Genomic DNA, 15550 nt, shown 5'->3' with positions numbered 1-15550 from the left:
AAAATTTGCCAGCTCGAAAAAAGCTTGAGACGATGGCATTGCCAAAATATGAAATGAGCTTTGTTGTGTTAATCGTGCAACGAGCAAAACTTTCTAAGCTTTGTTTTTTTCTCGGTCCGTGTGCATGAAACAGCCATTTCATGCTAAAGACCGTGTAGCTGCATACGTCCGAAAGGTAGTTGGTGCGGCTGCGAAGGGCACTGGACAGTGAGATTCTGTTCTTTGACCCAATCACTCTAAATTGGCTTCGGCGTATGAAATCGCTGTGAGCCGGTCAAATAGTTGGGCGACACTGAAACGGGATCCTTGGTGACAAGGGCAAACCCTGCTTAACAGAGAGTGTGAGTATCTTCAAGGAATGATAGATGCGTTAGGAACACACGTTTTTAGCTTCAATTCCTTAATAGGGCTAAATGCGTTGCACATTGGTGGGCTTATGAGAGTATCGCGAGGTACTAGGGGCGTGAGGAGAAATCTGGAACGCTTGGTACACAGGGGTTGGCCGAATTGACTTGTCGTGACGACATATTCGGTTGGCTGCTGTGATCTATGGATAGCTCAAGCCAGTAAAGGTGGCACTAAGGAGATAATATGTTGTGTTATTAATTATGTAATTATTCATGATTAGTAAATGTTGTACTTCATATTATTAAGCATGTTGCTTTGTGTAGGATAAGTGCTTTACCCGTAATGAAATTTAATATCGGTTACTAATGAGGGTTTTTGGAACTCTTACCTCAAAAAAAAGGAATAGCTGATATCAGGTGGAACGGATAAGCGTACTGTCCGTCATTTTAATTAATCGCTGTTTATGATTATTTATTTTGACAAAGACTGTTAATGCTAAAGTGGGAATCTCTCAAGTCGATGATTATATACGGTGGCTCCGTAATATAGGCTTTTCAGATCGAAAACACTCCTAGAGGGTGCTATAAGAACTGATTAATGAGAGAGGGAGAATTGCTGAGTAGGTTTAAGTTAGGATTTATTCTGATTTAATTAGGTCACTTCGAGCGAATAAAAACGTAAGCGGTGTAACTGAACGAAAGGCAATACGGTGCATAAGCGAACTGAGAAAATAAAGTTTATAGGTGAGAGGTGTGGCAACCTCGGCCGCTATGAAATGCGGCAAGCCTCTTTGGCGCGGAAGAAAGTGAATAAACGTTAAACATCCTGATGTAGCGGTCGGATGAATAATATTTCATAAGTAATCATTAAGAAAAAGTGCGCTGGTTACGTTGAAGTTTGCGCTTTGAAATAACCCAGTTGTTCCGGAGACGGATCTGCTGCTGACTGATTTTTGCGATGATGGGCCGCAAGGCTCTAGTGGGATGATGTTATATAAAATCGTGATTGTGGAACTAAAACACAATTTGAAGTGTGTACTTTGTGATGTGTAGAAGTCAGGACCAGCTTAGTCTTGATGGAGGATCCATGAGAGTCGCTTCCACTGGAAACAGTGAAAATGTCGTAAGTTGATAACTGCGAGTTCGTTCTAGTCGCGAACTCAATAAATGATTAGCGTTAAGCGCGTTAGTTTCGTGAATTTGAACACGGAAAATCAAAAAAACAAGGCGGTCTCCTTAGGAGGCCGCCTTACCTTTTCCTGAAAGCTCATCATTTGCGTTTTAAGCACGTTTTCCTCATCGACATAGGATTCATAGTAATCAGTGAAAAAATCGCGCATACCCCCTATATTTTTGCGTTAAATCGCTATATCAGAGCGAGTGTCTACGAGCGAACATCGAAAAATCGCGCCTAGACTCTCTGAAAAACAATTTTTTAGTATCAAAATCTCAAAAACAGGAAATCACTTATAGAAAAGTGATTTCTAGACCGAGCGAAGCGAGTAAAAAAACTTATGAGCGAAGCGAATTCATTGTTGCTTTTGTTTTTTATTAAAGTCACAACCAGATTAGGCAAAAAATTGCCCCTCGAATCGAGCGAAAGCGAGATTCAATAGAGTTTGAGTGCAGCGAAAACCAAGGGCAATTTTTCATTCTTATCCTTTTTAATATATTTTAAATCTTTTAAATCTTTTAGGCTATCTGAAAGGCTTTAATAGAAAGGCTTTCAGCTCCTAACTATGAGGGATTGACTACTAACTATGAGGGATTGACTACTAACTATGAGGGATTGACTACTTAACTATGAGGGATTGACTACCAACTATGAGAGAATTATATTACTCATAGTTAGTTTATCGAATTAAAAATGATGAGTACATCTAAAAAAGAATTAGTAGTTAAATCAAATCAAGTAATTGAGGCTTCATATCAACTCAGCTCAACAGAACAACGGATTGTCTTAGCAGCTATTAGTAAGATTAGTCGGGCTGAAGATATTACAGATGATGAAATTTATCGCGTAACTATTGATGATTTAAAAAAACTTGGGGTTCATGAAAAAACAGCTTATAGAGATCTAAAAGATGGTGTAAACCGCTTATATGACAGATCAATTAATTTAGCTATTGATGATGAGTCAATCAAAATGAGATGGATTCAATCCATACGCTTTTTAGAAAGTAAAAGCGTTGTAGGAATTCGGTTTTCTAAAGAAATTTTGCCGTTCATTTCTAATCTAAGCCGTGAATTCACTAAGTATTCGCTATCTGACATTGCTGGTATGAGTAGCGCATATGCTATTCGTATTTATGAGCTACTAAGCCAATATCGTTCCATAGGAAAACGAGAGATTTCCATCGAATCTTTAAGAAGTATGTTGGAGTTAGGGAAAAGATATCCATTGTCTGCTGATTTAAAGAGATGGGTTATTGATACTGCTGTAGTTCAAATCAATGAACATAGCCCTTTAAATGTATCTTACGAGCAAATAAAGACAGGTCGAAAAGTCACACACATTCACTTCACGTTTAAAGAAAAATCAAAAAGTATTGAGCATAAATCCGAACAGAATAATTTTTATAAATTGACAGATTCACAAATTAATATGTTCGGTAATCAGCTTTCACGCTTACATGAAGTATCTCACCTAGCACAACAAGGTGAAAGTTATGACGACTTAGCTATTAAAATTAAAGATATGCTGCGAGATCCAATAAAACAAAAACAACTTATTCCTCATCTTAAAAATTTAGGCTTTAAGGCATAAAGGTCGATTGTGTATGTAGCAGTTGACTGTTTGTTAATGTATTTTAGTTCACATAATGGACAACCAAAATTACAAGATGAAATCATTATCTGTTATTGAGCTTTCAAACCTCTATGGAATAACTCGTCAAGCCATTTATAAGCAAGTTAATAAAGGTAATTTAAGTAAAAATAGTGACGGTAAAATTGATCTTTCCGAAGCTATTCGGGTCTTTGGTGAACCTTCTAGAAATGTAAACAGTTCACAGACAACCGAAACACGAAAGTTGTCAGAAGTTCACCTATTAGAACAGCAAGTTTACATGCTTCAAAAACAGCTTGAACAGGCTCATGAGCGTGAGCAGTTCCAACGTGAGGAACTAAAAGCTAAGAATGATCAGTTACACGTTAAAGATGAGCAAATTGAAGCAATACAACGCCTACTAGAAGCTCCAAAAGCTTATACAACTAGTTCTATCGACCCAAAATTAGATATAGCAACAGATACTAGGTCAAAAAGTGAGTCGAACTATGATGTATTGACTACTCAACCAAGAGAAACTCCTGTAGAAGTAGAGATCCAAACTCAGCCGAAAGATGACGGATTGACTACTCCGGAGCAGGTGGAAAATAAGCGGATTCCAGTACCGGAGCACATTGACCAGGAACCGGAGAAAAGGGGCTTTTGGAGCCGTTTTTTTAGACCCTATGATTAACCACGATTGTTTAACTAATATGAATAAAGTCGTGAAACATTGATCAAAGAATAGTCGTGGAACATGAATAATCAACAAAAAAGCCCATTTGAGGGTAAATGGGCTTTTCAGTAGTATATAAGAAATTGATTTTTAAAGGAATAAAGAAAGCATTTCGTATAAGGTGTATTATGTTAATTTTAGAAATTCTAAATTTTTGAATATAATTTGAGATTACTTTAAATCATTTAAAATCTTGCTTTTAAGGATAATTTATCAAATATATTCCTTATCCCTTATTCAGGTTAAAATATTTTATAAAGTTTTGTAGGAACATGATTAAATGCCGAATGATAATGAAATAACTCGTTCATTAAAACGTTCAGTAACAGCACATGATGTAGCAAAAGTTGCAGGCGTTTCACAATCGGCTGTATCTCGTCACTTTACACCGGGTGCAAGTATTTCTGAAAAAACACGTAAAAAGATTATTGAAGCAGCTGAACAATTAGGCTATCGACCAAACTTGATAGCTCGCTCACTGATAACAAAAAAATCAACTCTTATAGGAATAGTACTTCCTCTCAATACAAATCCTTATTATCAATCTATATTAGAAGAGCTGTCACAGGAACTCTCAAGCAATGGCTATCGTATTTTACTTTTTACTAATGAAACAGGCCAAAATTCTGACCTTTTAATGGAAGAAATATTACATTATCCATTAGCTGGGCTTATTCTTATTGCCGTCAATTTATCATCTCATATCGCAGATGAATGTAAGCAAAACCATCTGCCAGTTGTAATGATGACGAGAAAAACAGAATCTAAAGAAATTTCGAGTGTAACGGGAAATAATATTTTGGGTGTGCAGAAAATTGTTGATTTTTTGCTGGCTGGTAAACATCAAAATTTTGCTTATATCGCAGGAGAAAATAATTCATCAACGAATCGAGATCGTGAAAATACTTATTTTTCATACTTAGCCCACCACGGTATATATGATGTTCAAAAAGCTATAGGGAACTATACGTATGAAAATGCACGACAAGCAACACGTGAACTTCTGAATTTAACCAAACAACCAGATGCTATTTTTTGTGCAAATGACCACATGGCTTTATGTGCTATTGAAGTAGCACGTAATGAATTTTCATTACAACCTGGCAAAGATATTTCAATCATTGGTTTCGATGATAATTACCTTGCAGGTTGGGATTCATTTCAATTAACCACATTTTCGCAACCCTCAAAACAAATGGTTGACCAAGCCATTCAAATATTATTAGAACAAATTGAAAATGAAAATTCACTTCCTAAACATATTGTTGTTGAAGGAGAATTAATTGTTCGTCAATCTTCAAAACTTCCTAAAGTAGTATTTGATTATAAATAAAAACATAAAATACAATTACTTATTATTTTTTAATTCTTTCTTTTTTGTTAAAAATATTTTTTAAATAATTATTGCATACGTATGCAAAAAGTATTATTTTAAATCTAAGTTAAATTTTTATTTTTTAAGAGAGAATCCGACATGGCAGTTTGGTTAAAACAAGGAGCAGCACCTGAAGTTGTAAAAAATGCTCAAATTCAGGTTCGTGAAACAGTTGAAAATATTCTTTCTGATATTGAAGCACGTGGTGATGCAGCGATCAGAGAATTGTCATTCAAATTTGATAAAGTAGAACGTGATAACTTTAGATTGAGTGAACAAGAAATTGAAGCATGTTTATCTCAGTTGACTAAACGTAATTTAACAGATATTCGTTTTGCACAAACGCAAGTTGAAAATTTTGCACGTCATCAACGTAATAGCATTAAAGATATCGAAGTTGAAACTCTGCCAGGTGTCATTCTTGGTCATAAAAATATTCCAGTAAGTGCTGCGGGTTGTTATGTGCCAGGTGGAAAATATCCTCTTTTAGCATCAGCACATATGTCAGTAATTACAGCTCGTGTTGCTGGTGTTCCTCGGATTATCACATGTGCACCACCTTTCCATGGTAAACCAGCTCCCGCTATTGTTGCGGCACAACATTTAGCAGGCGCTAATGAAATTTATTGTTTAGGTGGTGTACAAGCGATTGGAGCCATGGCTATTGGTACTGAGAGCATCGCACCAGTTGATATTTTAGTTGGGCCAGGAAATGCATTTGTTGCAGAGGCTAAACGTCAACTATTTGGTCGTGTAGGTATTGATCTATTTGCTGGGCCGACAGAAACATTAGTTATTGCTGATGAAACTGTAGATGGTGAATTATGTGCGACTGATTTATTAGGCCAAGCAGAGCATGGACCAGACTCTCCTGCAATTTTACTCACGACATCAATGGCTCTTGCAAAAGAAACAATGCAAGAAGTAGAACGCTTACTTAATATTTTACCCACTGCTGCAATTGCTCGTCAGGCTTGGGAGAAATTTGGTGAAGTTATTGTTGCTGATTCAGATGAAGAAATGCTTGAGATTGCCGATAAACTTGCTTTTGAGCATGTACAGGTGATGACGCATAATCCAGATTATTTCTTGAATAATTTACAAAATTTTGGCGCACTATTTATCGGCCCTCGTACCAATGTTGCCTACGGTGATAAAGTTATTGGTACTAATCATACTTTACCGACTAAAAAAGCGGCTCGTTATACGGGTGGTCTATGGGTAGGTAAATTTATTAAAACCTGTACTTACCAGAAAGTACTTACAGATGAGGCATCTTCTCTCATTGGTGAATACTGTTCACGTTTATGTGACCTAGAAGGATTTTCCGGTCATGGTGAACAAGCCAATATCCGTGTACGTCGATATGGTCATAAAGATGTTCCTTATGCAGGTGTTGCTGAATAATGACTTAAAGATTGCTCAATAATGAGTATAAAAAATCACATAACTTTAATAAACAAAAGGCAGGGAAACGCCAAATCTTAAACATGGATGGTTGAAAGTTCCCTGCTCTAATGAGAGGATTCTCATGAGCGTTTTTATTGCATTAGCTGCATTATTCGTTTTAATGATTGCTGCATATCGGGGCTATAGTGTAATTCTAGTCGCCCCTTTAGCTGCATTAGGCGCTGTTTTACTGACTGATCCTAGCGCAGTTGCTCCCGCGTTTACCAACCTCTTTATGGATAAAATGGTTGGATTCATAAAATTGTATTTCCCAGTTTTCTTATTAGGTGCAATTTTCGGTAAGCTTATTGAACTATCTGGTTATTCGCGTTCAATAGTTGGCGCTATTATCAAAATTTTGGGTGAAAAGCGTGCTATTCCCATCATTATTACAATTTGTGGTTTATTAACATATGGTGGAGTATCACTCTTTGTTGTCGTTTTTGCAGTTTATCCTTTTGCTGCTGAAATGTTTAGACAGAGTAATATTCCTAAACGTTTAATGCCTGCAACAATAGCATTAGGAGCATTTACGTTTACTATGGATGCGATGCCTGGATCGCCACAAATTCAAAATATTATTCCAACCACATTTTTTAATACAACGAGTTGGGCAGCACCCACTCTAGGGATCATTGGCTCACTTTTTATTGTTATTACTGGCATTATCTATTTAGAAAGCCGAAGAAAAAAAGCACAACTAGCTGGTGAAGGTTATGGAGATAATCCACGTAATGAACCACAAACGCCAGCAGATATTAAGTTAGTTCACCCACTAATTGCACTGTCACCTTTGCTATTAGTAGGACTTGTAAATTTATTATTAACGCATTATATACCTCATTGGTATCCATCTTTATTTGAACTGCAACTTGCTGGAATGAAAGACGTTGTTCCCGTAGAAATTAAGAAAATTACCGCCATTTGGGCCGTATTAGGTGCTTTATGTAGCGGTATTTTGTGTATCTTAATTTTTAGTTTCAAAACCATCTTTATTGAATTTGCTGACGGAACGAAAAGTGCAATCAGTGGAGCTATACTTGCTGCAATGAATACTGGTTCTGAATATGGTTTTGGTGCAATTATTGCAGCTTTACCAGGTTTCGTGATAGTTGCAGGTTCTTTGCAAGGGATTAGTAATCCTTTATTAAATGAAGCAATTACAATTAACATTTTAGCCGGTATAACAGGATCTTCATCAGGTGGGATGAGTATTGCGCTAGGTGCAATGGCTGACCAATTTGTAGCTGCAGCAAATTCTGCTGGTATACCTTTAGAAGTTTTACACCGTGTCGCCTCTATGGCTGCTGGTGGTATGGATACTCTTCCACATAATGGCGCTATTATTACATTACTAACCGTCACGGGTTTAACACACCGTGAAGCCTATAAAGATATTTTCAGTATTACAATCATTAAAATTGCAGCATCATTCTTAATTATTGGTGTTTTCTATATGACTGGCTGGGTTTAGTAAAAAAGCTGTGAGAAATAAACTTGGTAATTATATTAATGGTAAATACATTGTGAAAATTTGATAGATTAAGACTATCTATTTAACATAATGGGCGTTATACGAAACGCATATAAAAATAGTTTTATATTTCAAAAAGTTATGTTATAAAAAATCGGGGACGCAAACCCGAAAAGCCGACTTGGAAACAAGTCGGCTTTTTTATGAACTGTTTTGATAGTTCTTGCCAATAAATCTGACTAAAAATTACGCTTTTCAGCTTAAGTGATACAATTTTGTGATACATTATTGTATATACAAATTTGAATGTTTTTTATGGAACAGTATTTCGAATGGGATGAGGCAAAGAATCGAAAGAATCAGAAAAAACACGATGTCTCTTTCGAAACAGCAAGCCTTGTTTTTGAAGATCCGTTGAGGATCTCAATCCAAGATAGACATACCGATGGTGAAGAACGTTGGCAGACCATTGGAAAAGTAAAAGGCGTACTAATGCTCTTAGTAGCTCACACCATCTTTGATGAAGATGACTGTGAAATCATACGAATCATTAGTGCAAGACAAGTAACTAAGGCGGAGCGAGATAGATATGAGCATGGTTAGATACTCACGCAAAGAACTGAATGAAAAATTCAGCGACAAGCAAGATACTGAAATTCAACGCTTGCTTGCTAAGGGAACGGTTCCTGACGATCAGCTAGATCTCTCAGATATGCCTGAAATTACCGACTGGAGTAATGCTATTCGTCATGGGCAATTTTTTCGTCCAGTGAAGCAACAAACGTCAGTTCGTCTTGATGCGGATGTATTAGCATGGTTAAAAGCACAAGGAAAAGGTTATCAAACACGTATGAATAAAATTCTGCGTGAAGCAATGCTAAAAGATTTAAAAAATCATTAATAAAAATGGGAGCTTAGGCTCCCATTTTTAATTTAGTATAACGTGTATTATGCTAATTTTAGAAGAATTAAATAACTACTAAGTCGAATTCATTTGAATTAATAATTTTTTCTCCATAAAAATCCTAATTAAACTACTGTGTAGTGGCTAATCAAAAATTCATTAATATTATTAAGAAAATATTCCTGTGATTATTTAATATGGAAAACACTGAAAAACACAATAATAATCCATTTTTACGATTAACACTATAAAAATAAACGGTTTTATAGATCACTTAATATTTAGTACCTTAATCCTCGCAGGAAAGGTACTATTTTAAGAGACAGATTATGTTGAAACATTCGTTACTTATTGCAATGCTTGCAACTGTCACAGCCGCACAAGCTGCCCCATTAACTAAAGATAACGGCGCGCCAGTGGGGGATAACCAGAACTCGATCACTGCTGGTCCAAATGGTTCCGTTTTACTTCAAGATGTACAATTAGTTCAAAAATTACAACGTTTTGGTCGTGAGCGTATTCCTGAGCGTGTGGTACATGCGCGTGGTACGGGTGCCTATGGTGAATTCGTTGCAACCAAAGACCTATCTGATCTGACCCTTGCTTCATTGTTCAAAGCCGGTACTAAAACTCCAGTTTTCTTACGCTTCTCTACCGTAATTCATGGTAAAGGTTCACCAGAGACTTTGCGTGACCCGCACGGTTTCGCAGTGAAGTTCTACACACAAGAAGGTAACTGGGACTTGGTCGGTAACCAGACACCAGTTTTCTTTATCCGTGATGCGATCAAGTTCCCGGACTTCATTCACGCCATGAAGCCAAGCCCGGTGACTAACGTACAAGATGCCAACCGTGTGTTTGATTTCTTGTCGAGCCAGCCATGGGCAACCAACATGCTGACCTATGTATACGGCAAGCAAGGTGTTCCAACCAGCTACCGCGAACAGGACGGTTTTGGTGTGCACGCTTACAAACTGTATAACGACAAAGGCGAATACAAGTACGTGAAATTCAACTTCCGTTCTAAACAAGGCGTGAAGGGTTTGAACGTGAAAGAAGCGGCTGAGCAGCAAGGTAAAGATTTCAACCATTTGACCAATGATCTTTATAACAACATCTATGCAGGTAACTTCCCGAAATGGGATCTGTATATTCAGGTGCTTGATCCTAAAGATCTGGGCAAGTTTGATTTCGATCCGCTAGATCCAACTAAAATCTGGCCAACTGAGCTGGTTCCAGAAACCAAAGTCGGTACTTTGACCCTGAACCGTATGCCGAAGAACTTCTTCAACGAGACTGAACAGTCGGCATTTGCGCCAGGTAACCTGGTACCAGGGATCGAGCCATCAGAAGACCGTCTGCTGCAAGGCCGTATCTTCTCTTACTCAGATACCCAAATGTACCGTTTAGGCGCCAACCACCAGCAAATTCCAGTCAACCGTCCCGTGGTGAATGTGAACAACAATAACCAGGATGGCTATATGAATGTATCTGAGCGTGACTCAGATGTGAACTATGAGCCAAGCCGTAAAGAGCCAAAAGCTGCAACTGAAAAAGCACGTGCGGTACAAACACCATTATCTGGTCATGTACAGCAAATTGGCGTGAAAGAGCAGAACTTCAAGCAGGCTGGTGAACTTTACCGTTCATATACAGCTAAAGAGAAAGATGACCTGATCATGAACCTTGCTGCTGACCTGGGCAATGTCAAAGATTCAGAAACCAAGCACATCATGTTGTCTTATTTCTATAAAGCAGATGCAGACTACGGTACCCGTATGACCAAAGCAGTCAACGGTAACCTGGCGACGGTTAAAGCCAAAGCTGCAAAATTAAAAGACTAATTCTGGTTGGTTGATCAAATCGGTGACTAGCGATTAAGAGTCACCACCGAAAAGTCCTGTAAAACTCAAATCCTTTCCTGCAACCCTAGGGGAGTTTTACAGGAATTTTAGATTTCCAATATTTTGTCATAAGCAAACTTGAGGCCAATTGAAATGAAAGCAATCTTGAATAGCGTGATGATGTCTATTTCTAGCATTCTATTAGTGACTCTGCTTACGCTAGGAATAACTAAACTTCATGCCCAAGAAACAGTTCAAGTGGCTCAGCAACAAACGGTAAACTCCCAACAGGAATTAATCGATATCTTTTTTGCCGCAGCAAAAACTGGTAATCAAGAAGTTATTAATGAATTTTTAAAATACGGATTTCCAGTGAATGTCCGTAATAGTGCAGGTTATACGCCCTTAATCATGGCAGCTTATTATGGTCATCAAGATGCAGTCACTATATTACTAAAATATGGTGCCAATCGCTGCGCACGTGACAACAAGGGCAATACTGCCTTAATGGGTGCGATGTTTAAGCTTGAATGGGCCATTGTAAAACAGTTACGCCAAGTCGATTGTGATAGCAATGCCAATCAAACTGGACAAAAAACTGCAGCTGAATTTGCCAAAGTAATTGGTCAGGAAGAGAAATTTAAAAGCTTATTTCATGTTAAATAACTTCACTGACCGGTTTTTGAGTGGCATCCTCATGTCTAAGATACTGAGAGCAGTCCAAGGATGCCGGGGGTATTAATTATTTAAATTAAAGAAAACTTGGCAAACCTTTAGCAGGATCTGTTTCACGTGCCGCTTGAGCATCTGTTACAGTCATACCTAAGGCCTTAGCAACGCCTTGCCCATAAGCTGGATCGCAAGCATAACAGTTGCGGATATGACGGTATTTGATGAAATCTAGCGCATCACCCATCGCTGCGGCCGTGTTATTAAACAGGGCCTGTTTCTGCTCATCATTCATCAAATTGAACAGGGCACGTGGCTGGCTGAAGTAATCATTGTCATCTTCACGGAAGTCCCAGAAATCAGCATCACCGGTAATCTTTAATGCTGGTTCTTTAAACTGAGGTTGTTCCTGCCACTGGTTAAAACTGTTCGGTTCATAATGTGGCAATGAACCATAGTTGCCATCCATGCGGCCCTGACCATCACGACGATTAGAGTTTACAGGGCAGCGTGCAGCATTGACCGGAACCTGTGAATGATTTACACCAACACGGTAACGCGCTGCGTCGGCATAGTTCACTAAACGTGCCTGTAACATACGGTCCGGTGAGTAGCTGATGCCCGGTACAAGATTACTAGGTGCAAAGGCTGCCTGTTCTACATCCTGGAAATAGTTTTCCGGATTGCGGTTCAGCTCAAATTCACCGACTTCAATCAGTGGATAATCGCCCTTCGGCCAGACTTTGGTCAGGTCAAATGGATGATAAGGCACTGTTTCGGCTTCCAGTTCTGGCATGACTTGAACGTACATTTTCCATTTTGGATAGTCGCCACGTTCGATGGCATCAAACAGGTCGGTCTGGCTGCTTTCACGGTCTTTGGCAATCAAGTCTGCTGCTTCAGCATCGGTCAGGTTCTGGATGCCTTGCTGGGTACGCATATGGAATTTCACCCAGAAGCGTTCATTTTGGGCATTGATAAAACTGAAGGTATGGCTGCCAAAACCATGCATATGACGGTAGCCAGCAGGAATACCGCGATCTGACATGACAATGGTCACCTGATGCAAGGCTTCAGGCAATAATGTCCAGAAATCCCAGTTATTGGTGGCACTGCGCTTGTTGGTTTTCGGGTCACGTTTGACTGCTTTATTCAGGTCAGGGAACTTACGGGCATCCCGCAGGAAAAACACCGGGGTATTATTGCCGACCAGATCCCAGTTGCCTTCTTCAGTATAGAATTTCAGGGCAAAACCTCGAATATCACGTTCTGCATCGGCCGCGCCACGTTCACCCGCCACCGTTGAGAAACGCGCAAACATTTCGGTTTTTTTGCCGACTTCAGAGAAAATTTTAGCGCGAGTATATTGGGTAATATCATTGGTCACGGTAAAGGTACCAAAAGCACCTGAACCTTTAGCGTGCATACGACGCTCTGGAATCACTTCGCGGACGAAGTTTGCTAATTTTTCATTCAACCATAAATCTTGGGCAAGTAAAGGTCCACGCGCACCTGCCGTCATACTGTTCTGATTATCCACCACAGGGGCACCAGCTTCAGTAGTCAGGTGGGTAACAGGACATTTTTTAGGGTCTTGACTCATACTATTAACTCCCGTTTCTTTTAATGCAGAAATTTAAGATTTTCAATCCTATCATACCCTTTACTTGCTTATTAAAATATTAAACTAAGGATATTTTTGAAAATTTATAGCCAACTGATTTAACATAAAATCTCTTATAGGAATTAAAAAAGCGTAGGAATATCATACGTTTGATATCCTTCAAAAAGATTTTATGTTGATCAAGATACAAGTGCTTGACTCTTAATTAAATTAAAAATTTCTTCACTAAAAATAACCTCAACATCATGACTTCCATAAGCATTTAAAGGTCTTTTCACTACAGTAAACAGATCTTTAAGTATTTTAATCGTAAGAGTATTTTGAGGGGTGGTTGAAAGACGAAAAATGGATTCATCTAAAACAGTATTTAGCTTTTTAATCTCAAGTTCATTGGTCTTTATCTCTATAAAAGTAAGATAGGCACGGTAAAGAATTGCTATTGTATTTTTATATTTCATTAATCCATGCATATTCACTTTACTATGTTGGTGTGAAGGCTTAATCATGTCTCTGCATGTGATCTTTTGGTTAGATAAGTCAAAATCCGTATGTGCAACTAAATCCCGAATTTCACGTTGAATATGTGCTTTATTAAAGTAAGGGAGGCTGGTCTCAATTGCTCTTTTAAGATTTTTAGCAGTTAGATCAGCCTTCTTATCTGCCAAGCTTGAAAAATCATTGCCTTTCGAACCATCTGCATATACCAAGGCATTACTACGGGTCATCATCGTAATGGCTGACCAAAATTGATAATTTATTTCAGCTCTAAGCTCAGTACTAAGATTGAGAGCTGAGTAGTTTTTATAAATATAGACAACATCATCAAGATTTTTTAAAAGTTCCGAAGCAACCGCCACCTCAGAATTAACAGGATTAGGATTGAACTCAATTCCTATCATTGAAGATATTAAAAATCCGAACAGACGAGCCATATCCTGGTTTTCAATAATGGATTCATAGCTATATTCTTGAGCAAAAGTATCCATAGTTGTTTGAGCCAATGCTTCATATAACTGTGAATCTTGGACTGGAATCAATTTGCCTTTAGTTGCAACAGAAACATCAGGATGTATGAAACTGGTGAATAAGCCGGATGCAATATTAAATTCAACATCAGCTTTAAGCAGCTCCTTCATCATAAGGACACGGATAAAGTATTTTGTATTTTTAATATTCTTATTTGTGGGTATTAGGCTAATCACAGCATAAGTAAATTTTGAATCACCCGTTTCCATGTAAGAGACTTTTTCAACTTGATAAGGATGGCGATAATTGGTAAGAGGTATTAATTTAAATTTTGGCTCTAACATTTTGATTCCTAAAGGACTCTAAGGAATGATAATACATATCTAGATGATGTAGATATCAAGTTGATGAATTATCAAGTCTTTAAGCATACTGACGCAACATTTTTCCAGAACAAGAAGAATATTAGTATTCACAATCTATAACTTATTTGTATTTGGCAAAATAATTATGACTTTAATTTTCTAGGTATCTTTGACTCTTCTTTAACATAAAATTTCTTATACGAAATTGAACAGAGACTAGATATCTAATCTCTGAACATGTCTTATTTTATTACCATCTTCCCAGGCGAACCCCGAATTTTTCTTCAAATTCGTCACTTATTCTCTTTCTATCTAATTTGATTTCTTCATGCTGATTTTTTAAAAATGTGATTTGTTCATCTCGTGTGAGATTATTTTCTTTAAAAAATTGCATTGTTAGTCGATCTGCTAACAGTAATAAATCATTTTCATAGCTTCTTTCGCATTCCGTTGACTCTTCATATTCCTCTAGTTCAGCTATGTCATTTAGTTCCAATTCTTCATCTGTAAATTCGTGCATCGTTTATCTCCCAAAAAACGACAATCTATCAGCTTAAAAAATCAATGTAAACTGTTGATTATAAACAATTTAATGTTAAATAAACTATTGAGTTTTAACATGATAAAACGTTAAGAAAAGACTTTTATTTTTAGATATTGAATCATTAAGAAAATGATTCATGCTCTTTATATATTTGAAAATAAAGAAATAAAAAATAATGTTTATTTTTCATACAATTTCAATTTTTAACTTGTTGTTTTTTATACATTAAAAAAATCTTTGCCATAACTATAAAAGTACCCCTTTGAAACATATATTTTTTATTGACTATTTTTGAGTAAATTTCATTCTAACTAGCTGTTTAATGGCAGAAATATAAATAAGAGTTCCCGAAATCAGTGGGCGCGTAAACATCTGAAAATTTGCCAGCTCGAAAAAAGCTTGAGACGATGGCATTGCCAAAATATGAAATGAGCTTTGTTGTGTTAATCGTGCAACGAGCAAAACTTTCTAAGCTTTGTTTTTTTC

The 15550-nt window shown here is 37.5% G+C and carries 12 protein-coding genes; 9 read left to right on the top strand and 3 right to left on the bottom strand.

The features are described 5' to 3' along the window. Nucleotides 1–2214 precede the first annotated feature (2214 nt). From repM to KNQ97_RS18880, 9 genes are all read left to right on the top strand, one after another. On the top strand, nucleotides 2215–3114 hold the full coding sequence (repM, locus tag KNQ97_RS18920; RefSeq protein ID WP_004763517.1) for a replication initiation protein RepM: 900 nt from the start codon (nucleotides 2215–2217) through the stop codon (nucleotides 3112–3114). 76 nt (nucleotides 3115–3190) lie between these two features. After that, nucleotides 3191–3808, top strand: a complete 618-nt coding sequence (locus KNQ97_RS18915; protein WP_026040226.1) for a plasmid replication DNA-binding protein — start codon at nucleotides 3191–3193, stop codon at nucleotides 3806–3808. Between the two features lie 322 nt (nucleotides 3809–4130). Continuing rightward, entirely contained in the window at nucleotides 4131–5183 is a 1053-nt protein-coding gene (locus KNQ97_RS18910) for a LacI family DNA-binding transcriptional regulator (protein ID WP_140975749.1), read from the top strand. Between the two features lie 141 nt (nucleotides 5184–5324). Further along, a complete protein-coding gene (gene hisD / locus KNQ97_RS18905) occupies nucleotides 5325–6632 on the top strand; it encodes a histidinol dehydrogenase (protein ID WP_140975750.1) in 1308 nt (435 codons plus the stop codon). Between the two features lie 124 nt (nucleotides 6633–6756). Next, a complete protein-coding gene (locus tag KNQ97_RS18900; RefSeq protein WP_178896385.1) occupies nucleotides 6757–8148 on the top strand; it encodes a GntP family permease in 1392 nt (463 codons plus the stop codon). 315 nt (nucleotides 8149–8463) lie between these two features. Next, entirely contained in the window at nucleotides 8464–8751 is a 288-nt protein-coding gene (locus KNQ97_RS18895) for a BrnT family toxin (RefSeq protein ID WP_023271598.1), read from the top strand. Next, entirely contained in the window at nucleotides 8738–9049 is a 312-nt protein-coding gene (locus KNQ97_RS18890) for a BrnA antitoxin family protein (protein ID WP_253612613.1), read from the top strand. The genes KNQ97_RS18895 and KNQ97_RS18890 overlap by 14 nt, the downstream gene beginning before the upstream one ends. A 332-nt stretch (nucleotides 9050–9381) precedes the next feature. Next, complete coding sequence (locus tag KNQ97_RS18885; RefSeq protein ID WP_253612612.1) at nucleotides 9382–10896, top strand: catalase; 1515 nt, start codon at nucleotides 9382–9384, stop codon at nucleotides 10894–10896. Between the two features lie 177 nt (nucleotides 10897–11073). After that, entirely contained in the window at nucleotides 11074–11562 is a 489-nt protein-coding gene (locus tag KNQ97_RS18880; protein ID WP_151207127.1) for an ankyrin repeat domain-containing protein, read from the top strand. Nucleotides 11563–11647: 85 nt separating this feature from the next. On the opposite strand, the gene KNQ97_RS18875 is transcribed toward KNQ97_RS18880, so the two are convergent. The 3 genes from KNQ97_RS18875 to KNQ97_RS18865 form a co-directional block, all read right to left on the bottom strand. Next, nucleotides 11648–13168 carry a catalase gene (locus KNQ97_RS18875; RefSeq protein WP_005265045.1) on the bottom strand — a complete coding sequence of 507 codons (1521 nt, stop codon included), beginning with the start codon at nucleotides 13166–13168 and terminating at the stop codon, nucleotides 11648–11650. 200 nt (nucleotides 13169–13368) lie between these two features. Then, the gene (locus KNQ97_RS18870) at nucleotides 13369–14499 is read right to left on the bottom strand and encodes a hypothetical protein (protein WP_253612611.1); all 1131 of its coding nucleotides are present in this window, start codon (nucleotides 14497–14499) and stop codon (nucleotides 13369–13371) included. Between the two features lie 271 nt (nucleotides 14500–14770). Further along, complete coding sequence (locus KNQ97_RS18865) at nucleotides 14771–15040, bottom strand: hypothetical protein (RefSeq protein ID WP_253612610.1); 270 nt, start codon at nucleotides 15038–15040, stop codon at nucleotides 14771–14773. Nucleotides 15041–15550: the final 510 nt, after the last annotated feature.

It is taken from the genome of Acinetobacter sp. UC24323 (genome assembly GCF_024151445.1).
In the GTDB taxonomy this organism is placed as follows: domain Bacteria; phylum Pseudomonadota; class Gammaproteobacteria; order Pseudomonadales; family Moraxellaceae; genus Acinetobacter; species Acinetobacter baumannii.
Note: the sequence above shows the minus strand (reverse complement) of the source record. Positions and strands in the feature narration are given on the sequence as shown.

What these genes read in the sequence shown, in the direction of transcription:
- repM (WP_004763517.1), top strand. Translation starts at nt 2,215, where the DNA reads ATGATGAGTACATCTAAAAAAGAATTAGTAGTTAAATCAAATCAAGTA.
- KNQ97_RS18915 (WP_026040226.1), top strand. Translation starts at nt 3,191, where the DNA reads ATGAAATCATTATCTGTTATTGAGCTTTCAAACCTCTATGGAATAACT.
- KNQ97_RS18910 (WP_140975749.1), top strand. Translation starts at nt 4,131, where the DNA reads ATGCCGAATGATAATGAAATAACTCGTTCATTAAAACGTTCAGTAACA.
- hisD (WP_140975750.1), top strand. Translation starts at nt 5,325, where the DNA reads ATGGCAGTTTGGTTAAAACAAGGAGCAGCACCTGAAGTTGTAAAAAAT.
- KNQ97_RS18900 (WP_178896385.1), top strand. Translation starts at nt 6,757, where the DNA reads ATGAGCGTTTTTATTGCATTAGCTGCATTATTCGTTTTAATGATTGCT.
- KNQ97_RS18895 (WP_023271598.1), top strand. Translation starts at nt 8,464, where the DNA reads ATGGAACAGTATTTCGAATGGGATGAGGCAAAGAATCGAAAGAATCAG.
- KNQ97_RS18890 (WP_253612613.1), top strand. Translation starts at nt 8,738, where the DNA reads ATGAGCATGGTTAGATACTCACGCAAAGAACTGAATGAAAAATTCAGC.
- KNQ97_RS18885 (WP_253612612.1), top strand. Translation starts at nt 9,382, where the DNA reads ATGTTGAAACATTCGTTACTTATTGCAATGCTTGCAACTGTCACAGCC.
- KNQ97_RS18880 (WP_151207127.1), top strand. Translation starts at nt 11,074, where the DNA reads ATGATGTCTATTTCTAGCATTCTATTAGTGACTCTGCTTACGCTAGGA.
- KNQ97_RS18875 (WP_005265045.1), bottom strand. Translation starts at nt 13,168, where the DNA reads ATGAGTCAAGACCCTAAAAAATGTCCTGTTACCCACCTGACTACTGAA.
- KNQ97_RS18870 (WP_253612611.1), bottom strand. Translation starts at nt 14,499, where the DNA reads ATGTTAGAGCCAAAATTTAAATTAATACCTCTTACCAATTATCGCCAT.
- KNQ97_RS18865 (WP_253612610.1), bottom strand. Translation starts at nt 15,040, where the DNA reads ATGCACGAATTTACAGATGAAGAATTGGAACTAAATGACATAGCTGAA.